Genomic DNA, 18,331 nt, shown 5'->3' on the forward strand with positions numbered 1-18,331 from the left:
CTCATGACATCCCAGTCGCCGCGAAAGGAGCGCTCCGGTGAGTGACTTCGACGCCATCGACGCGCTGCTCGCGGACGTCGGTCCGCAGGCCGAACTCCCGCCGCCGGACGTCCGGCGTGAGCTGCGGGAGCAGGCCAGGCTCTCCAAGGCCCAGGTGGCCCGAGCGCTCGGCGTGAGCCCCGGCACGGTCGGCGCGTGGGAGGGCGGCCGCGAGCCGTCGGGCGAGATCCGCGCCAAGTACGCGTATCTGCTGGACGGACTGGCCGCCAAGTTCCCCGCCGGGACGGGGCAGGAAGCAGAGCCCGCGGAGGACGAGGACGAGGCCGAAGACGAGGGCGAGAGCGCGGGCGAGGCCGGGGACGAGGTGGAGTCCCTCGCCGCCGCCGAGCCGTGTGTGCTGTGCGGAGCACCGGCCAGGCAGCGGGTGGCGGGCTTCGCCCAGCACCTGGACCCGTCCGACTGCCGACCCGCGACCACGACACCGTCCACCGTCGAGCAACCGGCCGCCACGCGGCCGACCGCCGCGCCGTCCACCGTCACGCAGCCCACACCACCCCCCGCCCGGCCCGCCCGGGGCCCGGCCAAGCGTGCGTTCCAGGGGCAGTCCGGGCCCGGTGACCTGATCGGGCAGACGGTTCAGGCGGCGCTCGCCGAGCACCGGGGCGACGTCGAAGCGGCCCTCGCGGCGCTGCTGAAGCGGGCGATCCCGGACGCGATGCGGCTGCTCGACGAGACCCGCAAGGGCGCGCGGTACGACATCGTCGCGCACCCGTGGATCCCGGACATCCTGCGCAAGCAGACCTCCAAGGGCGCGGACCGGATCTGGGAGGCGCGCCCGAAGTGGACCCGTCATGAACTGCCGCCCGGCCGCCACGAGGTGACCGCACTGGACATCAACGGCGCCTACCTCTCCGCCCTGAAGACCCACCTCCCGCTCGGCCAGCTGGAACACAGCGCCGGATTCGCCCACGACCGCCGCCGCGCCGGCGTCCACCTCATCACCCCGCCCGAGTGGGAGCACGGGGCGGTGCTGCCCAACCCGATCGGCAACCGGGACGAGCCCGGCCCGCTGTGGGTCACCGAACCGACCCTGCGCCTCCTGCTGCGCCTTTCCGGCCCCAAGCACGCCCTGTGCGCGCCCCCGGAGATCCACGAGTCCTACACGTCCGGGGCTACGGAGAACCTGCTGGAGAAGTTCCGCGTCGCCCTCAAGGAAGCCAGGGACACGGCGATCGCCGACGGCGACGAGGTGACACTGGAGTACGTGAAGGCGATGTACTCGAAGTTCGTCTCCACGATGGGGGAGTCGAACTACAACCGCGAGCTCTACCGCCCGGACTGGATGCACATCATCCGCAGCCAGGCGTTCGCCAACCTCTGGACGAAGGCCCTCAAGGCCCACGACGAGGGACTCACCGTCGTACGCGCGATGGGCACCGACGAGCTCCACGTGATCGGTGACTGGCACCGTGTCTTCCCCGAGGGCCGTGGCGTGACCGAGGTCAAGACGAAGGACACCTACACCGCGGGCAGAGACGACTCCGAGGACACCGGGGTCATGTCGGGGGAGGAGGAGTAGATGCCCGAGAGGACCATCGACTTCGGGAAGTTCGGCGCCCGGGGCATCAAGGGCAGCGACGCCGTCGCACGCAAACTCGACGAGCTGGCGGACGGCGTCGTCACCCCGGTGACCGTGAAGCGTGGTCTGATGGCGCGCCTGCACTACCTGACCAGGACGGAACACAGCCGCAGGGCGGCCAGGGACGCCGGGCTGACGGTGACCGACCGCACGCTGAAGGCGTGGCTGGAGGAACGACGCCGCCCGACCAACGCCAACCTGGAGCGCATCGACGCCGCCTACCGCCAGGTGCGCCGCCAGAACGTCGCCCGGTATCTCCTGAGGCGCCTGAACGCCGGCGGCGGGACGCGGGTGGAGATCCACCCGCTCAACCAGTCACAGGTGCCGCGCCCGCTCCAGCGGATGGTGGAGTACCGCACGATGAACGTCCGCCGCTGGGACCGCATCGTCGAGGCCTGGGCAGCCGGTGACCACCAGGGCCTGGACGACGCCTGGGAGGACGTCATCGTCGACCTGGGGTCGCAGTGGGGGCAGTACGAGTACGTCACCAACATCGGCTTCGCGGCGTAGCCGACCGGCCCCGACGCCTTGGGGGAAATGCTCGGCCCGCTGAGCCCGCTGAGCCCGTTCAGTCCGCTCGGTTCACGGGGACCAGCGTGAGGTAGGCCATCCCGAGCACTCCACGGTAGCCCCGCAGCCAGCTCGCCCGGTGCCGGTCGACCCGCTCGCGCGTCTCCTGCGCCAGCGGGTGGTCCGGGTGAGCGGCCAGCCACTCCTCCACGTCCGACTGGTAGCCGGACTCGAAGTCCTCCCACTCGTCCTCGCCGGCCGTCTCGATCCAGGCGGGCCGGAACCCGGCGGCCGCCGCTACATCGACGAGTCCGGCCAGGTCGTGGTGTTCGTCGGCACGGGCGTCCGGCCACATCGCGGCCAGTTCGGCGGAGGTGGGGGAGCGCTGCCAGAAGGTCTCGGCGAGCAGGACCCGCCCCCCGGGCGCGACGATCCCGCGCAGCGCACGCAGTGCGTCGGCACTGTGCCGGGGCGGTTCCTCGTCGCTGAGGGCGTGACTTGCCCCGAGGCACAGGACGAGGTCAGCGGGCCCGTGGGACGTTTCCGCGGCGGACCCCTCGACGAACTCCACACGGCCGGTCAGCGCGCGGGCCTCGGCGTTCGCGCGCCCCCGGGCGAGGTCCTTGCCGTTGAGGTCGATGCCGATTCCGGTCGCCCCCGGCACCGCGTCGAGGACGCGGAGCATCAACTCCCCCCAGCCACAGCCGATGTCCAGGACCCGCGCCGGGGAGGCCCGGCCGAGCCGGTCGACGATCCGCGCGGCTCGCGCCTCGGAGAGCGGACCGTGGAAGGTGAGCCGGGTCAGGCGCGGCGGAAGATCGTTCTCAGTCATGCGGCGCAGGCTAGCTCCGAGGGGTCAGCCATGAACACCGAGTTATCGCCCCGCCGAGTCGGACCGGTCAGAGCCGACACGGTCAGAGCCGACACGGTCAGAGCCGACACGGCCACAGACCGACGTTCTCCTTCCCTGCCCGGACCTCGACCCATGCCGCGTCGACGCCGTCCGGCGGTGGCGGAACCGCGAGTTCGAACAGGAGCAGCGCGCCACTCACGTCCAACAGCGCCCTGCCGTCCCCCGTGGGACTCAGCCGGCCCCGGAAGACGATGCGTTCACCGTCCTCCCGGAACCCGGGCAGGCCGCAGGCGGCCGGCGCGGTGTTCGCCGCCCAGACGATGTCCGCGTCGACAACGGGCCCGCCGGGGTGACGGACCCGTCGCTCATCGCGGTCAACCTCGTGTTCGGGGCTTTCGGCCAGTTGGTGAACGTCACGGTCATGGCCGTGCGGCAGGCCGTCACCCCGGACGGGATGCAGGGCCGCGCGGCCGCGACGATCATCTTCGCCGGCATGGGCCTCACCCCGGGTCGGCTCGCTGCTCGGCGGGTTCCTCGGGCAGGAGTGGGCGCCGCGCACCGCTCTCCTGGTGACGGCCGCAGGGCTGATGGTGTCCCCCGCCCTGATGGCCCTGTCCTCGCTCGCCCGCCTGGGCCGGACCCTTCCGGCCCCGCGCACGCACCGTTGCGGACCACGTCGCAGCGCCCCGGAACGGGGGAGTGCCCGGGGCGCTGCTGCATGTGGTGCGGCGGTTGGTCTGCTCCTAGCTTTGGCCCTCGTACTGTCGTTCTGCTGATGTCCGGCTGATGTAGCACTGATGCCCGCGGCCGACGGTCGCGACCGATGCCCGCGACCGAAGTCCGCGCCGATGTCCCGATGTTCCGTCAGGGAACCCGGACCAGCCGGCCGTGGATGCCGCCCTCGGCCAGTCGGCGGTGGGCCTGCGCCGCCTCGTGGAGGGGCAGGGTGTCGGCCACGGCTGAGCTGCCCCGTCCCGGCCAGCGAGGAGAGCCGGGCGAGGGCATCGGCGTCCGCCGCGATCCACTGCTGGGCCACGGTGATACCGCGCAGCGGTACGGGCGCGGCACCGCCGACGACCGAGACGAAGGAGCCTCGGTCACGTACGACGCCCAGCGCCGGGATCCCGACCACGGCGGCGTCCCGGGCGGCGGCGTCCACACCGCCCGGGACCAGCGCGAGGCCTGACGCGACGGCCTGACCACGTGGAGCCAGATCCGGCGTCGCGACCCGGGGCTGCTTATCCGCGGTCCGAATGGGGCGTGGCAGCGTCGCCCGAAGCAGGTTCGGGGTTCGTGTACAGGATCTCGCGGGCCTGTTCCGCGGCGCGGGCGATGCTCTCGCCGACGAAGTCGACGAAGCGGGCGATGTTCTCCAGGCGGACGGCGGCCGGGGTGTCGGGGCCGAGGACGCCGACCCCCTGCCGGGCGGTCTGGGCGAGCTGGGCGTTGGCCCGCGCGGCGGCGATCATCGACCGGTACCAGACCTCGTCGTCGACGAGGTAGCGCTCGCGGCGGCGTTCGTCCCGTTCGCGGCTGATGAGGCCCTGGCTTTCGAGATACGCCATCGCTTTGGAGATGGACGCGGGGCTGACCTGGAGGCGCTGGACGAGCTCGGACGCGGTGAGGCTGCCCGCGTCGCTGGTGAGCAGGCAGGTCAGCACCCGGGCCATCATCTGGGGCAGGCCCTGCTGCATCAGGAGGGTGGTGAACACCTCCTCGTACTCGCGCACCGCCTCGGTGTCGCGTCCGTGGGTCTGCTCGGGCGCCTGCGGCCCGCGGGGGGTGGCCTGCCTGCGCCGGTGGGCGCGGCGTTCGGTGGCGCGGTGGGCCAGGTCGGCGCGGTAGGCGGTGGGGCCGCCGTTACGCATCACCTCGCGTGTGATCGTCGAGGTGGGGCGGTCCAGGCGTCTGGCGATCTCCGCGTAGGCGAGCCCGTCGGCCACCCCCAGCGCGATCTGCTGGCGTTCCTGCTGGGTGAGTCTGCCTCCCGGCACCGCGATCTCCCTTCACGCTTCCTTGATGCCCCCAGCATAGCGTTCACTTTCCATTCAATGCAACGAACCAAGTGGCTGACGTTGCATTAAAGGTGGAATCGTTGCAACGATAATTGGGCTCTTACCTGCATTGATCTTCATTGAGTGCAACAACATTGTTGCCTGATCCTTGAACGCAACGTAGCGTTTGTGATGTCAGAAACCACGAACGCAAAAGGAGAGCACGATGCAGAACTTCGACACCGTCACCCCGATCTCCGCCGTCCTGGACATCCCCGCCGGGCGCGTGCAGTTCATCGCCGCCGACCGGACCGACACCACCGTCGAGGTCCTTCCGGCGAACGCCTCGAAGAGCCGGGACGTGAAGGCGGCGGAGCAGGTCGAGGTCGCCTACGCCGACGGCGTTCTGCGGATCGGCGCCCCGGCGGCGAAGAACCAGTACTTCGGCCCCTCCGGATCCATCGAGGTCACCGTCCAGCTGCCGGCCGGATCCCGGGTCGAGGTGAAGTCCTCCTGCGCCGAGTTCCGGGGCGTCGGACGGTTCGGCGACGTCGCCTTCGAGGGCGCGCAGGGCGCGATCAAGGTCGACGAGGCCGTGGGTGTCCGCGTCACGACCTCCGGTGGCGACGTGTCGATCGGCCGTCTGGGCGGCCCGGCGGAGATCAGCACCGGACGCGGTGACATCCGAATCACCGAGGCCGTGCGCGGCGCGGTCGAGCTGCGTACGCAGATGGGTGATGTGTCGGTCGGCGCCACCGCCGGAGTCTCGGCGTCCCTGGACGCCGGCACCGGCTACGGCCGGATCCACAACGCGCTCAAGAACGCCGACGGCGACGCCGGTCTGACCATCCACGCGACCACGGACCACGGCAACATCGACGCCCACAGCCTCTGAGAGCACCCGTCCTGACACTCCGTCACGACAACTCCCTCACGACAATCACGTCACGGAGGAACCCATGACCACCATCGAGCAATCCACCTGGACCGGCATGGTGCCGGTGGACGACACAGCCCTGGCCGTCACCGACACCGGCGGCCCCGGAATCCCCGTGGTCTACCTCAACGGCCAGTTCGCCACTCAGGGGTACTGGCGGCGGACCATCGCCGAACTCGGCACGGGATGGCGGCACATCACCTACGACGAACGGGCTCGCGGCAGAAAATCGAAGCGTTCGGCGGACTACTCCTTCGCCGCCGCCGTCCGGGACGTCGATGCCGTGCTCGCGGCCAGGCGGGTGGACCGGGCGCTGGTGGTGGGCTGGTCCTACGGCGCGTTCGTCGCGGCGCACTGGGCGGGCCGGAATCCGGCCCGTGCCCTGGGCGCGGTCCTGGTCGACGGCGCCTTTCCGCACGACTGGCTCGACGAGGCCATGGAGCAGCGGATACGGAAGCTGTTCCGGCGGATGGGCTGGTTCACACCGCTGCTGCGTCCGACGGGCCTGACCCCGCGGATGAGCCCCGAGCAGCAGGCGAACAGCAACATCGAGCTCGGCAGGCTCTCCCGCGAGCGCGAGCTGGGTCCCGTGCTGGACGGCATCGCCGTTCCGGTGCGGTACGTGGTCGCGTCGGGGACGTCCCTGGGAAGCCGGGGCGACGAGCAGGAACGGATCCGCGCCAGCCTCGACGGGGTGACCGCCCGCAACCCGAACATCGGAATCAGCGCGAAGGTCGCCAGCAACCACGGCGCGATCCTGAAGAAGGATTACCGGGCCATCGCGGAGGCCGTACGGGAGACCGCTGCGGCCGTACGCCGGCCTGAAGTTGTACATGAGACTGAGGCTGAAGTTGTACGTGAGGCCGAGGCCGCCGGCGGTCAGGAGTCGAGCGGCCGGTCCACGACGGCCTGACCGGTGCCTCGGCCGGATGACTGGCCCGTCGCGGGACGCAGTTGGCGGATGATGTGCGTCAGGCCGGCCGGGGCGGCGGCGAGGCGGACCGGCGTGCCCGCGTCGTCGATGGTGCCGAATGACCGGCCTGCTCCAGGGGGCCCTGCCTCCAGGCGGAATGTTCGTATACCAATGCCTGTGGAATGAATGATTCCGTCGGGAGATTCCGGATGAATGCTGCGATGGTCTCGCGGTGGTCTTGTTCGGCCCTTCAGTTTGGTATACAAACTGGATCGTCCGAATCGAATGGGACAAGGAGCGGCGTCCGCAAGGAGAACCATGCGGCAGCCGGGGCGGAGGAGGAGCGGCATACGGCTGCCCGCCCCCACCACGCAGGGGCACCCCGTACGACATCCGTGCGGAGATCGGCCGGATCCACCCGAGCGTGGCGCCCGTCGAGGGCGAGCCCGTCGTCGTGAAGAAGGCCCCGAACGCCTTCGTCGACACCGACCTGGCCGAGCACGTCGACGCCGCCGGCAACCAGGACGTCATCATCGCGGGCTGCATGACGCACATGTGCGTGACGTTCACCACCGAGGGCGCGTTCCTGCGGGGAAACCGGCCACCGTGGTCGCCGACGCCTGCGCGACGCGCCCCCTGCGTTCGCTGGGCACCGAGCTGACCGCCGACCAGGTTCATGGCAGCGCGCTCGCCACGATCTCCGACCTCTTCGGGGTCGTCGTCGAGACCGGGAAGTGCCTGGACTGAGCGCCGTGCCGGCCGCGACGGACCGCGGCCGGCGGGAATCCGGGTGTGCCGGTCGAGCGGCCCGGGGCACACTGCACGGATGATCTCCGATGCGTCCCGGACACCGCAGGCCATGGCCATCCGCCACGTCGCGGGGCTTGCGTCGGGTCCTGCGCTGGACCCTGCGCTGCGGGTGACCCTCAACTTTCACCCGGACCGCCTGCTGCACGGCAAGCCGATCCTCGAAGCCCTGGCCGAAGACGGTGTCTACCGCTCCCAGTTCGTCACGGGGACCAGCAACGGCGGACTGACCGCGCATCCCGGCGGGGACCGGTGGCGCTGGGAGAGCCGGATCTTCGGTGGGGCGTACGACGCGGCGTCCGCTCATGAGCGACCCGTCTACGGGGCGCTGAACTTCCGCCGCAAGCCGGTCGGAGGTGCGCCGCGGTTCGGCTCCGCCCACTTCCGGCTGACCGCACCGACCCTGGCACGCGCCACGTTCTGCTACCCGGACAGCTTCCTCGAACCCACGGACTTCGGTGTCGCGGCCCGCATGGGGCTCGTGGCCCTTGCCCTGGCCGACAGCCAGGACGAGCTCGACGACTACGTCGAGGCCCAGGTGCACGGACCGGTTCTGCTGGACCGTCATGTGGAGGCGCTGGTTCTGGACCCGTGCTACCGGGGCACGGCTGTCGAGGCCGCGGCACGGCGTCTGGGCTGCCCCGTCGAGTGGCACCCCGGTTTCCGCCTCGGGGTCGAGACGCTTCGCCTGCACCCCGGCTACCGGGGTCGGGAGTACGTCGAGCTTGGCGCGCGGATCGCCGTCGGCGGCGTACTCGACCCCCGCATCGTCGGGGACGCGGCACGCGATGGCCGCCACGATCCCCAGGCGCTCAAGAAGGTGTGGCACTGCCTGGCGCGCTTCGGGGCCCCCGGGAAGGGCGACAGGGCCATCAGGGTCCTGGCACCGGAGGTGGAGTGCCCGTTGTCCTTGCCGCCGTCGTAGACACTGAACCCGATCCGGCGCCCGACACCGGGAGGCCCGTGGGAATCCCGGGCAGTGGCCGGCTGTACGGGGCGGCGTGCGCGTGTCAGACGAAGCACTCCAGGATCAGCGGCAGATCCTCCAGCCACTCCTGGAGGCGGGCCCGCCTGCGAGCGGCGAGCAGGCACTGGTGGATGGTGCCGTTGTGGAGGAGGACGGTGACCTTGAGGTGCTTGGGGCCCTCGGCCGCGTACTCGACGGTGCTGATCTCTTCCCAGGTGAACGCCTGGTCCCCCGCCTTCGAGCCGAGCACGACACCCCTGGCGTCGACCAGGAGGGAACTCTCCGGGGCAAGCGCGACAAAGGCGAGGTCGCTGTCGGCCGGCGTGTCGCCCACGGGGGCGGCCTCGGTGGGCGCCTGGTGCAGGGGGACGGCGTTGTACGGTGCGTAGGTGGGCGGCGGGGGAATCGCCACGGTGGGGGAGTACGTCGTACCGTCCGGCACCAGCAGGTCCAACAGGCCTGCCGGTGTGGGCCGTTGGCCCGGTTCCTTGGCGAGACACGCCGCCAGGACCGGCCGCAGGCCGTCCGGCACCGCGGCCAGATCCGGTGCCTCGTGCACCGACCGGTACATCAGACCCATCGGCGTACCCGCACCGAACGCGCTGCCGCCCGCTGCCGCGACGAGTACCGCCCCCAGCGCGAACACATCCGCGGCGCCGCCGACCTCCAGACCCTGCGCCTGCTCGGGCGCCAGGAACCCCGGCGTCCCGAACGCCACACCGGTGGCCGTCAGACGGGTCGACTCCAGTGCCCGCGCGATGCCGAAGTCCAGGACCCGCGGGCCGTCCGCAGCCATGATGATGTTGCCGGGTTTCAAATCACGGTGCACCAGCCCGCAGCCGTGGATCGCCACCAGTGCCTCGGCGAGCGCCGCGCCCAGCTGCCGCAGCCGCGCCTCGTCCATCGGCCCCTCGGCTTCGAGCAGCGCGGCGAGCGTGGGCCCGGGAACGTACGCCGTGGCCAGCCAGGGCGCCACCGCCGCCGGGTCCGCGTCCACCACCGGGGCGGTGTGGAAGCCGCCCACGCTACGCGCGGCCGCGACCTCGGCCCGGAACCGCTCCCGGAAGTGCGGATCCGCCGCGAGCTCCGGGCGCGCCACCTTCACGGCCACCGCACGCCCGCCGCGCGAACGCGCCAGATACACGGTGCCCATCCCGCCGGCCCCCAATTCCCGCTCCACGGCATACCCGCCGATACGATCCGGCAGGCCCGCGCCGTCTACCCCGTGCCCCATGCGCTGTAAGCCCTCCCCTGTGCTCGGCGCATCAGTATGACTCAGCACCCGGGGCCCCAGGTGCCGGTGGTGCCGGTGGTGCGACGGTTGCCCTGTGACGAGACCTTCACGGCTGTGTCCCGGCTGTGTGCCATCCGGCGGTCGGCCGAAAATCGACGGTTAGCCTGGCGGCGCTCAAGGGGTCCCTCGGGGACGTCGGAACAGTCGGACGGAAGTGGGAACAGACATGGGCGGTCGTGACGGGCGCGTGGTGTCACGCAGGCGGATACTCGGGCTGGCGGGGACCGGGCTGGGGCTGGCCGTGTTCGGGGCCGGTGTCGTGGGGTGCGGCCCCGAGGAGGAAACGGATGCCCCGGGCGGGGGTTCGAAGCCGGGCGGGGGCAGGAGCGGTGACGCTTTCACCACCCCGCCGCCGGGCACCGCGCCCGAGCCGCTGTGGCGGGCGGCCGCCGCGAACACCAGCCTGTCCGGCAACGAGGCGCTCGCGGTGATCGGGAACGTGGCCCTGGTGTCGGGCGACCCGCTGGTGGGACGGGACATGGCCACCGGCAAGGAGAAGTGGTCGCGCCGCGGCGTCACCACACCCGGTGCCAAGCTCATCCTCGGCGGCGGCACGCTCTACCTCGCCAGCGCCGAGTACGACGGCGACGTGGTGGGACTGGATCCGGCGACCGGCAAGGAGACCTGGCGCAGCCGCCTCGGCAAGCAGTACGAGCAGCCTCGCCCGATCGCGGCCGACGACCGCCATGTGTACGTGATCGCCGGCATCCTGGAGAAGGACTTCACGACGCCGAACAACGTGATCGCCGCTATCGACACCACGTCCGGCCGGATCGCCTGGCGCGAGCAGCGCGACGCGGGGACCGAGGAGTTCGGCATCACCGCCGCGGCCGTCGACGGGCGCCTGGTCTACACGGACTACCGGGAGAACGTGACCGTCCGCGACACGGCGACCGGCCGGCAGGTGTGGACGAAGAAGATCAGCCGGTCCAACAACCGCCACTTCGCCATGCACAAGGATCTGGTGATCGTGGCGGACGGCCGGCGGATGCGGGCCTTCGAACTGGCCGGGGGAAAGGAGCGCTGGTCGCTGCGGACGGAGGAGTTCAGCTCGTTCAACGACCCGCACGTCCTGGACGGGGTGCTCTACGCGGCCGACAGCGCGCGCGGCCTGTGGGCGGTGGACCCCGGTACGGGCAAGCAGATCTGGCACAACGAGGACCTGCGGGAGTCGGCGACGCAGGCGTGGCAGTTCGCCAAGGTGAAGGGCACCCTGTACGGCGCGACCGAGTTCGACAAGGACGGCGGCGTGCACGCCTTCGACGTGGCGACCGGGAAGCTGCGCTGGACCTACAACGACAAGACCGGCGACATCCAGCAGTGGTACGTGGTGGCGGGGGGCGACCGGCTGGCCGTGATGCACGGGAAGCGGATCTACGCGCTCCCCGCCGTGTGATCCGGACACCCGGGGTGGAGGGCCCAGGGGGCCGGGCCCACGGCTTCGAAGCACCTACATGTCTTCCCAGGCCATCGAGCTCATCCGCCAGCCGGTGGGCGTCCGTACGAACTGGACCGTCTTGCGGCCGGAGCCCTCGAACCGCTCGCCGTCCCGGATTCCGGACTTCCGGTATTCGCTGGACCGGTGAGCGACGGACCCGAGGACTTCGGTCCGCTCGGCGACCTCCCATTCGGAGAACTCGGTCAGCGTCCCGTCGGTGAGCATCTTCTCCCGGGGGCCGATGAAGGAGTCGAGGTCGTAGACCACCGGCTCGGCTCCGACGCCACCGGTGTTCGCGATGATCGTCGCCTGCGGGATGAACACCTCACGGACGGCATCGAGGTTCGGCCGGCTGCCGCCGGTGTTGGTGAACGCGCCGAGGAAGGCGTGCATCAGCCGGTCGAGTTCGGCCTTGACGTCGGACGAGCCTTCGGCTGCGGGCTCGGCCTCGGCTTCCTGTGAGGGCCACTCCTCGGAGAGGACCGACCAGACCTCGATGTCGCGCCGCTCGCCCCGGTACTCGGTGTGCTTGCGCAGCACCCCGTCACGGGTCATCCCGAGCCGGCGCGCGACTTCGACGCTCCGGGCATTGCCCGCCGCGACCCACCATTCGACCCGGCTCATCCCGCGCTCCGCGAAAGCCCAGTCGATCAACGCCTTGCACGCCCGGGTCACCAGCCCCCGGCCCTCCCCGGCGGCCTCCAGCCAGCAGCCGACCTCGCACACTCCGGAGGCGCTGTCGAAGCGCGTGAACATGACGCCGCCGACCAGCGTGCCGTCCAGCCAGATCCCGTAGATCCGGGCGGCGTCCTGGGTCTGCTTGTCGGCGTAACGCTGGAGGACGGCGGTGGCGGAGGCGCGGTCCGTGCTGAAGGTCGCCCAGGGTATCCAGGGGTCCACATGGGGCCGTGCGCGGTCGATGTGGGCGAGGAACTCCGGCGCGTGCCAGGGCTCCAGAGGGCGGAGTCGAGCGGTGTCGCCGAGCGGCAGTGTGAACACGGATACCTCGTCCCTGGGTGCGTAACAAGCGTTCGGTACGTAAGGTAGCAGCATGCCACCCGCACCCGGAGACCGTGAAGCCCGCCGCGACGATGTGTCCCGGGCGGTGTGGGACGTACTCGCCGACAAGGGGTTCGGCGGGCTGACGCTGCGTGCTGTCGCAGCCGCGATGGGCGTCTCGACCGGGATGCTCATGCACTACTTCCCGACCAAGCGGGCCCTGATCGCGCATGCCCTGGACCTGCTGGAGAAGCGCACCGCGGAACGTCCGCGCCGCGAGCGTCCGGCCGAGGGCCTGGCCACCGTGCGGGCCATGCTGCTGGACATCCTGCCGTTGACCGCGGGCGACACCGCCCGCAACCGCATCTGGGTCAGCTCCTGGGATCTGGCCCTCGCCGACGACGGGCTGGCCACGGACCAGGCCGGCCGCTACACCCGGCTGCGCTCGACGCTCAGCCCGCACTTCGAGGCCGCGCGGGGCCTGGGTGAAGTCCCCGAAGCCGCCGACCCGGAGCAACTCGCCGCCACGGCGGTCGCGTTCACCCACGGGCTCGTCGTCCAGGCCCTCTTCGACCCCGGCCGCTTCCCCGAGGACGTACAGATCGCCATGCTCGACGGCTTCCTCGCCTCGGTCGCACCGCTCCGGCCCGCACGGCGATGAGCCCATGCCCGGTGGTTCCGGGCGCGCGCATCGCGCTACAGGTCGTCGACGCCCTCGCCGTCGCGCAGCTTCCGCCAGATGCGGGTGCGGTGCAGCGCGTAGAGGGCGATGAGCAGGAACACCGCCTGCAGTCCCACGGCGAGCAGCCAGAAGACGTCCCTGCTCTCCAGCTCGTCGGTCAAGTAGCTGAAGTTCATCCCGAAGAACCCGGTCAGGAAGGTCAGCGGCAGAAAGATCGTCGACACGATCGCCAGCCGGTTGATCACGCTGTTCTGTTCGCCCGACACAAGTGAGGAGTAACTGGCGAAGGCGCGGCGGGCGGAGTTCTGCAGCGACTCGATGTCCGTGAGCACCAGCCTCGCCGTGTGCTGGTAGTCGCGGGCGAGTTTCTGGCGCTCCTCGGGGAACCCGGGGTTCATCATCCGGCGCGTGAAGATCTCGTCCGTCACCTGGAGGTAGGGCAGCAGCGCGTGGTGCAGGAGCGCCCCGCGCCGGCGCAGCCGCGCCAGACGGTAGACGTGCTGGGGGACCCGGTGCTGGAACATCTCGTCCTCCAGGTCCTCCACCTCCAGCAGGGCCTGCACGGCGGACCCGCGGAAGGTGTCCAGGGCTTCCTCCAGCAGCAGGAACAGCATGGCCACGCTGTCGGGCGGCCTTTCGTGCGGCAACCCGGCGATGAGGCTCCTGATCGGTTCGGCCGGACCCCGGTGCACCGTGATCAGGTACCGCTCGGTCACGAAGGCGTGGACATGCGTGATCCGGGCCGCCTGGACCATCGGCACGACGAACGCGGCGCTGTCCCCGAGGAACTCGACCCGCGCGGATTCGCCCGCCCTGCCGAGCCACGCCACGTCCTCGGTCTCCAGTCCGAGCAGGTGGGCGACCGGCTGTTCGTCGGGCGGTTCATCGTCGGGCAGCTCGATGTCCACGAGCAGGAAACGGGATGTCGCCAGTCGCTCACGTGCCTCCGACACATGGGTGTGGATGACGGTGCCTTCCGGCATCGACACCATCGATACGATCATCGTCCCTCGCCGAATCCTTATTCCGCCCGCCTTCGGACCCATCTTCGGGGCGGAAAGCCCGCCGGGCCGGACGTACGCGCCGACCACGAGGATGACGCGGACCAGGAGTACGCCGCGGACCACGGACCGACTCCGCCCGTCCCACCCGGCGGACGGGCGCCCGGGCTGTTCGGGAAGCTGGCGGGGCGCTGACAGCGGTGGGCGCGCCCAGGGCCGAGGCCCGGAGCACGCTCGCTCCCCGGTGTCAGACGACGACGAGATGCTTGGGGGCCGAGCCCCCGTCGAGGTTGCGGAACAGCTTCTTGATGTCCTCCGGGGCGAGCTTGATGCAGCCCGCGGACTTGTAGTCGCCCACGCCGTCCCAGCGTCGGCTCTCGGTGCTGCCCTGTCCTCCGGTACGGGTCATCTCGCTGTGGATGAAGAGTTCCGTGCGCGTGGTCCGGCCGTTCTTGCACGTCTTGTTGCTCAGGGGGACGGCGTAGCCCTTGATGAGGTTGCCGTTGTAGCTGGTCTGACGGGTGCCGACGGTGTAGGTGCCCGCGGGCAGCCATCCCTTGGCCGAGGCGCACTCGTCGCGCCCCTTGGCATGGCTGCGGCCGAGTCCGGAGCCGGCGCGGAAGACGGCCTGCGTCTTGTTGTTGCGTACCACCAGCAGCCGGGAGTTCTGCGGGTCGGCGGAGTTCCGTACGAACTTCAAGGTGGTGACGGCGGCGGCAGCAGCGGCCGGCCGGCCGCCGGCCGCGGGGGCGGCCTGACCGCTCGGGGCGGTGACGGCGGCAATGCTCATCAGGGCCATGGCACTCAGACCGATGGCGGCTGCACGGACACGCAGGGGAGAGGCTGAGGTAGAGGTAGAGGTTGCGGACATGGGTGACTGCTCCTTCGAGGGGTGGTGGAGCGGCAGGCCCCGGGAGTCCGGGGCGCCGTGGACCAACCATGGGTCCTCGGGGAGGCAGTACGGAACGCCCGGCGGCGATGCGCCGATGGGCGGTCATGCATGCCCTCATGCGCACCCCATGCACCGCTCCGGCCTGCGCTTATGCATGCCGGATGAATACCGGACGCGGTGCGGTCGAGACGTGGGCGGGCAGTGGGCACGGGGCGTGTCCGGAGCGGGAGCAGGACCGCGCACCCGGTGCCGGGCATCTCGGGTTCGAGTCGATTCCGCTCTGCTGTCGGTGGGCGCGGCGCAGTCGTGGGATCTTCGATACGGTCCCGCGAGGGCGGGGCCGGCCCGACGCGGGTGGCGTGGCGGGTGTCCGAGCGGGGTGGGGTGGCTGTGAGGGTTCTGGGTGGCCGCTACGAGTTGGTCGCGTTCATCGGCCGGGGAGGAATGGGGGAGGTCTGGGAGGGGCACGATCGTGTGATCGAGCGCCGCGTCGCGGTCAAGCTGCTGCCGCACGACCGGCGGGACACCTCCGGCGCGGAGCTGTTCTTCCGCGAGGCGCGGACCGCGGGCGGTCTGAGCCATGCGGGCGTGGTGACGATCTTCGACCTGGGGCAGGATCCCGACGACGGCACCCTCTATCTGGTGATGGAGTTCCTCGCCGGACGAGACCTGGACACAGTGCTCCGCGAGGACGGTCTGCCCGAGGTGGCCACCGCCGTGGACTGGGTGGCCCAGACCGCCGAGGCGTTACAGGCCGCGCATTCCGCCGGGGTGGTGCACCGGGACCTGAAACCGGCGAACCTCATGCTCACCCGGGGCGGCCGGGTGAAGGTCCTCGACTTCGGGATCGCCCGGTACATAGCGTCCACCCACAAGTCGAGCAAGGTCATCGGCACGCTGGCCTACATGCCCCCCGAGCGTTTCGGGGACCACCCGGCGGACGCCCGCTCGGACCTGTACTCGCTGGGCTGCGTGCTCCATGAGCTGCTCACCGGTAAGGCTCCTTTCCAGGCCACCGACCCGGTCGCGCTGATGGCCGCACACCTGAACAGCGTCCCCGAACCACCGGGCCGGACGCGGCCCGGCGTTCCCGCCGCACTCGACGACCTCGTCATGGCCCTGCTGGCCAAGAACCCCGACGACCGTCCCGCGGCAGCGGCCGAGGTCCACGAACGCCTTCGCGAACGCCCCGCCGAGACCTTGGCCCCGCCTCCACCTCTGACCCCGGCACCCACTGTCCCGACCCCACCGATCGCGGCCCCCGTGACCGCGCCCCGTTCGCCCGACACGGACGCGAACACCGGCACCACGGCCCTGGCCACGGTCACCGCCACAGCACCCGATGCCGTGCCACCCCCCGAGCCCGGTCCGGACCCGTCCACAGGCGCACCGGCGCCGACGCGGGCCCTCAGCCGTCGCACGGCGCTGCGGCTCGGCATCGGCGCCGCCGCCGGTGCCGGAATCGCAGCCGCCTTCACCCTGTTCGACCAGAACGCCTCCGACCACGAAGCCCCCGACGCCACCTCCTTGCTCCGGTGGCGATACACCACAGGCGACGCGGTCAAGTCGTCCCCGACGGTGGCCCACGGGGTCGTGTACCTCGGCAGCGACGACAAGAACGTGTACGCGCTGGACGCGGCCACCGGGAAGAAGAAGTGGGCCTACGCCACCGGCCGCAAGGTCGAAGCAGCGCCGACGGTGGCGGGCGGAGTCGTGTACGCCGGCAGCCTCGACAACACCGTGTACGCGCTGGACGCGGCCACCGGCAAGAAGAAATGGGCCTACGCCGCCGGTCACGCGGTCCGCTCGGCGCCGACGGTGGCAGGCAGGGTCGTGTACGTCGGCAGCGACAGCGGCGTCCTCGCCCTGGACGCGGCGACCGGGGACCAGAAGTGGCGCTTCGACACCCTCGGCGGCAGTCTCTTCTCGTCCCCGGCGGTGGCCGGCGGGGACGTGTACGTCGGCAACATCCACTCCGTGTATGCCCTGGACGCGGCCACCGGGGCCAGGAAATGGATCTTCGGAACCGGAGCCGAGGGCACCTATTCGGCGCCGACGGTGGTGAACGGAGTCGTGTATGTCAGCAGCGTCCACTCCGTGTACGCCCTGGACGCCGCCACCGGCCGACAGAAATGGGTCCACGGCATCGAGTCCAATCAGTTCAGCGGCTGCTCGGCACCGGCGGTCATCGACGGAGCCGTGTACGTCGGCAACCACGACAGCGCGGGCGCCAGCTGGCAGGGCAGGGTATTCGCCCTGGACGCGGCCACCGGCAGGAAGAAATGGCAGTTCGACGCCGGCGACTCGGTCAACTCGGCGCCGACGGTGGCCGCCGGGGTCGTGTACGTCGGCAGCGACGACAGGAACGTGTATGCCCTGGACGCGGCCACCGGGAAGAGGAAATGGGCGTACGCCACCGGCGACATGGTCAAGTCGTCCCCGACGGTGGCCGCTGGAGTCGTGTACGTCGGCAGCGACGACAGGAACGTGTATGCCCTGAGAGCCACCGCCACCGCCAAGCACGGCAGGGCGCAGCCGCGTTCGGACTGATCATCGCTGCTACGGTTCGTACCCATGCCCACCATGACACTGCAGATTCCGACCAAGGACGGCCAGGCCGACGCGTTCGCCGCCTACCCCGACGGTGGCGGGCAGCACCCCGGAGTGCTGCTGTACATGGACATCTTCGGAGTGCGTCCGGTGCTTGAGGAGATGGCCCGCGAACTGGCCGGCCACGGGTACTACGTGCTTGTCCCCAACGTCTTCTACCGGAACGGCACGGCACCGGTGGTCGAACTTCCCGAGCACATCGGAGCGGAGGCCCGGCCCACGGTGTTCAGCCGACTGAAGCCCCTGCTGGAGGAGCACACCCCCGAACGCGTCCTGCGTGACGCCGACGCCTACCTCGGGTTCCTCGCCGACCGGCCCGAGGTCGGCGCCGGACCGGTCGCCGCGATCGGCTACTGCATGGGTGCCGCCCTGGCGATGCGCACCGCGGCGGCCCACCCCGACCGGGTGGCCGCCGCCGCCGGATTCCACCCCAGCGCCCTGGTCACCGATGCGCCGGACAGCCCTCACCGCCTCGCCCCCGGGCTCAAGGCCGAGGTCCACCTCGGCCTCGCCGAGGGCGACATGACGCCCGAGGCCATCAGCGAGTTCGAACAGGCCCTGGACGCCGCAGGCGTCGCCCACACCTGCGAGATCTACCCCGGCACCCTCCACGGCTTCACCATGGCCGACACCGCCGCCTTCGACCCCGCCGCACTGCAACGCCACTGGGACCGCCTGCTCCCCCTCCTCGACCGCACCCTGGCCAAGGGCTGAGGCTCCGGCCCGGGGGCGAGCGGCGCGGCCGGGCCGGAGCGGGAATTGCGAGGTGCGGTTCGCGGAGCCGCGCCTAAGGGC

At 71.0% G+C, this 18,331-nt stretch carries 16 protein-coding genes and 2 pseudogenes; 12 read left to right on the forward strand and 6 right to left on the reverse strand.

Features of this window, described 5'->3' with window-relative positions; genetic code table 11:
• Nucleotides 1-37 precede the first annotated feature (37 nt).
• Both ACIRJP_RS19620 and ACIRJP_RS19625 read left to right on the forward strand, forming a co-directional pair.
• A complete protein-coding gene (locus ACIRJP_RS19620; RefSeq protein WP_404175437.1) occupies nt 38-1,579 on the forward strand; it encodes a helix-turn-helix transcriptional regulator in 1,542 nt (513 codons plus the stop codon).
• Complete coding sequence (locus tag ACIRJP_RS19625; protein ID WP_376625183.1) at nt 1,580-2,149, forward strand: transcriptional regulator; 570 nt, start codon at nt 1,580-1,582, stop codon at nt 2,147-2,149. It abuts the gene before it with no gap.
• Between the two features lie 58 nt (nt 2,150-2,207).
• On the opposite strand, the gene ACIRJP_RS19630 is transcribed toward ACIRJP_RS19625, so the two are convergent.
• The gene (locus ACIRJP_RS19630; RefSeq protein WP_404175441.1) at nt 2,208-2,981 is read right to left on the reverse strand and encodes an SAM-dependent methyltransferase; all 774 of its coding nucleotides are present in this window, start codon (nt 2,979-2,981) and stop codon (nt 2,208-2,210) included.
• Nucleotides 2,982-3,339: 358 nt separating this feature from the next.
• Here ACIRJP_RS19630 and ACIRJP_RS19635 point away from each other — a divergent pair.
• A pseudogene (locus ACIRJP_RS19635) lies at nt 3,340-3,778 on the forward strand (hypothetical protein); the annotation flags it as partial.
• A gap of 170 nt (nt 3,779-3,948) precedes the next feature.
• Nucleotides 3,949-4,188 carry a hypothetical protein gene (locus tag ACIRJP_RS19640; RefSeq protein WP_404175444.1) on the forward strand — a complete coding sequence of 80 codons (240 nt, stop codon included), beginning with the start codon at nt 3,949-3,951 and terminating at the stop codon, nt 4,186-4,188.
• 52 nt (nt 4,189-4,240) lie between these two features.
• On the opposite strand, the gene ACIRJP_RS19645 is transcribed toward ACIRJP_RS19640, so the two are convergent.
• Nucleotides 4,241-4,996 carry a helix-turn-helix domain-containing protein gene (locus tag ACIRJP_RS19645; protein WP_404175447.1) on the reverse strand — a complete coding sequence of 252 codons (756 nt, stop codon included), beginning with the start codon at nt 4,994-4,996 and terminating at the stop codon, nt 4,241-4,243.
• Nucleotides 4,997-5,222: 226 nt separating this feature from the next.
• On the opposite strand from ACIRJP_RS19645, the gene ACIRJP_RS19650 reads away from it, so the two are divergent.
• The 4 genes and pseudogenes from ACIRJP_RS19650 (at nt 5,223) to ACIRJP_RS19665 (ending at nt 8,578) form a co-directional block, all read left to right on the forward strand.
• Entirely contained in the window at nt 5,223-5,891 is a 669-nt protein-coding gene (locus tag ACIRJP_RS19650; protein ID WP_404175450.1) for a DUF4097 family beta strand repeat-containing protein, read from the forward strand.
• Between the two features lie 64 nt (nt 5,892-5,955).
• Nucleotides 5,956-6,846, forward strand: coding sequence for an alpha/beta fold hydrolase (locus tag ACIRJP_RS19655; RefSeq protein ID WP_404175453.1), 891 nt, complete (start codon nt 5,956-5,958; stop codon nt 6,844-6,846).
• 376 nt (nt 6,847-7,222) lie between these two features.
• A pseudogene (locus tag ACIRJP_RS19660) lies at nt 7,223-7,593 on the forward strand (isochorismatase family protein); the annotation flags it as partial.
• Nucleotides 7,594-7,672: 79 nt separating this feature from the next.
• Complete coding sequence (locus ACIRJP_RS19665; RefSeq protein ID WP_404175456.1) at nt 7,673-8,578, forward strand: DUF3626 domain-containing protein; 906 nt, start codon at nt 7,673-7,675, stop codon at nt 8,576-8,578.
• A gap of 85 nt (nt 8,579-8,663) precedes the next feature.
• Here the strand turns inward: ACIRJP_RS19665 and ACIRJP_RS19670 are convergent, their stop codons facing one another.
• The gene (locus ACIRJP_RS19670; RefSeq protein ID WP_404175459.1) at nt 8,664-9,854 is read right to left on the reverse strand and encodes a serine/threonine-protein kinase; all 1,191 of its coding nucleotides are present in this window, start codon (nt 9,852-9,854) and stop codon (nt 8,664-8,666) included.
• 226 nt (nt 9,855-10,080) lie between these two features.
• On the opposite strand from ACIRJP_RS19670, the gene ACIRJP_RS19675 reads away from it, so the two are divergent.
• Nucleotides 10,081-11,310 (forward strand): PQQ-binding-like beta-propeller repeat protein, encoded by a 1,230-nt coding sequence (locus ACIRJP_RS19675; RefSeq protein WP_404175462.1) that lies wholly within the window; start codon nt 10,081-10,083, stop codon nt 11,308-11,310.
• A 54-nt stretch (nt 11,311-11,364) separates the two neighbouring features.
• On the opposite strand, the gene ACIRJP_RS19680 is transcribed toward ACIRJP_RS19675, so the two are convergent.
• The gene (locus ACIRJP_RS19680; protein ID WP_404175465.1) at nt 11,365-12,351 is read right to left on the reverse strand and encodes a GNAT family N-acetyltransferase; all 987 of its coding nucleotides are present in this window, start codon (nt 12,349-12,351) and stop codon (nt 11,365-11,367) included.
• A 52-nt stretch (nt 12,352-12,403) separates the two neighbouring features.
• Here ACIRJP_RS19680 and ACIRJP_RS19685 point away from each other — a divergent pair, with 52 nt between their 5' ends.
• Nucleotides 12,404-13,012, forward strand: coding sequence for a TetR/AcrR family transcriptional regulator (locus ACIRJP_RS19685; protein ID WP_404175468.1), 609 nt, complete (start codon nt 12,404-12,406; stop codon nt 13,010-13,012).
• A gap of 35 nt (nt 13,013-13,047) precedes the next feature.
• Here ACIRJP_RS19685 and ACIRJP_RS19690 read toward each other — a convergent pair whose 3' ends face one another.
• Together ACIRJP_RS19690 and ACIRJP_RS19695 are read right to left on the reverse strand one after the other, a co-directional pair.
• On the reverse strand, nt 13,048-14,037 hold the full coding sequence (locus ACIRJP_RS19690) for a CorA family divalent cation transporter (protein WP_404175470.1): 990 nt from the start codon (nt 14,035-14,037) through the stop codon (nt 13,048-13,050).
• 244 nt (nt 14,038-14,281) lie between these two features.
• Nucleotides 14,282-14,824, reverse strand: a complete 543-nt coding sequence (locus tag ACIRJP_RS19695) for a L,D-transpeptidase family protein (RefSeq protein ID WP_404175473.1) — start codon at nt 14,822-14,824, stop codon at nt 14,282-14,284.
• Nucleotides 14,825-15,316: 492 nt separating this feature from the next.
• Between ACIRJP_RS19695 and ACIRJP_RS19700 the strand changes: the two genes are divergently transcribed.
• Both ACIRJP_RS19700 and ACIRJP_RS19705 read left to right on the forward strand, forming a co-directional pair.
• Nucleotides 15,317-17,476, forward strand: a complete 2,160-nt coding sequence (locus ACIRJP_RS19700) for a PQQ-binding-like beta-propeller repeat protein (RefSeq protein ID WP_404175476.1) — start codon at nt 15,317-15,319, stop codon at nt 17,474-17,476.
• Nucleotides 17,477-17,500: 24 nt separating this feature from the next.
• A complete protein-coding gene (locus ACIRJP_RS19705; RefSeq protein ID WP_404175479.1) occupies nt 17,501-18,250 on the forward strand; it encodes a dienelactone hydrolase family protein in 750 nt (249 codons plus the stop codon).
• Nucleotides 18,251-18,331: the final 81 nt, after the last annotated feature.

The organism is Streptomyces sp. NPDC102437, from assembly GCF_044765565.1.
In the GTDB taxonomy this organism is placed as follows: Bacteria; Actinomycetota; Actinomycetes; order Streptomycetales; family Streptomycetaceae; genus Streptomyces.

Coding starts and splice junctions, on each gene's coding strand:
- ACIRJP_RS19625 (WP_376625183.1), top strand. CDS start 1,580: ATGCCCGAGAGGACCATCGACTTCGGGAAGTTCGGCGCCCGGGGCATC.
- ACIRJP_RS19630 (WP_404175441.1), bottom strand. CDS start 2,981: ATGACTGAGAACGATCTTCCGCCGCGCCTGACCCGGCTCACCTTCCAC.
- ACIRJP_RS19650 (WP_404175450.1), top strand. CDS start 5,223: ATGCAGAACTTCGACACCGTCACCCCGATCTCCGCCGTCCTGGACATC.
- ACIRJP_RS19655 (WP_404175453.1), top strand. CDS start 5,956: ATGACCACCATCGAGCAATCCACCTGGACCGGCATGGTGCCGGTGGAC.
- ACIRJP_RS19665 (WP_404175456.1), top strand. CDS start 7,673: ATGATCTCCGATGCGTCCCGGACACCGCAGGCCATGGCCATCCGCCAC.
- ACIRJP_RS19670 (WP_404175459.1), bottom strand. CDS start 9,854: ATGGGGCACGGGGTAGACGGCGCGGGCCTGCCGGATCGTATCGGCGGG.
- ACIRJP_RS19675 (WP_404175462.1), top strand. CDS start 10,081: ATGGGCGGTCGTGACGGGCGCGTGGTGTCACGCAGGCGGATACTCGGG.
- ACIRJP_RS19685 (WP_404175468.1), top strand. CDS start 12,404: ATGCCACCCGCACCCGGAGACCGTGAAGCCCGCCGCGACGATGTGTCC.
- ACIRJP_RS19690 (WP_404175470.1), bottom strand. CDS start 14,037: ATGATCGTATCGATGGTGTCGATGCCGGAAGGCACCGTCATCCACACC.
- ACIRJP_RS19695 (WP_404175473.1), bottom strand. CDS start 14,824: ATGAGCATTGCCGCCGTCACCGCCCCGAGCGGTCAGGCCGCCCCCGCG.
- ACIRJP_RS19705 (WP_404175479.1), top strand. CDS start 17,501: ATGCCCACCATGACACTGCAGATTCCGACCAAGGACGGCCAGGCCGAC.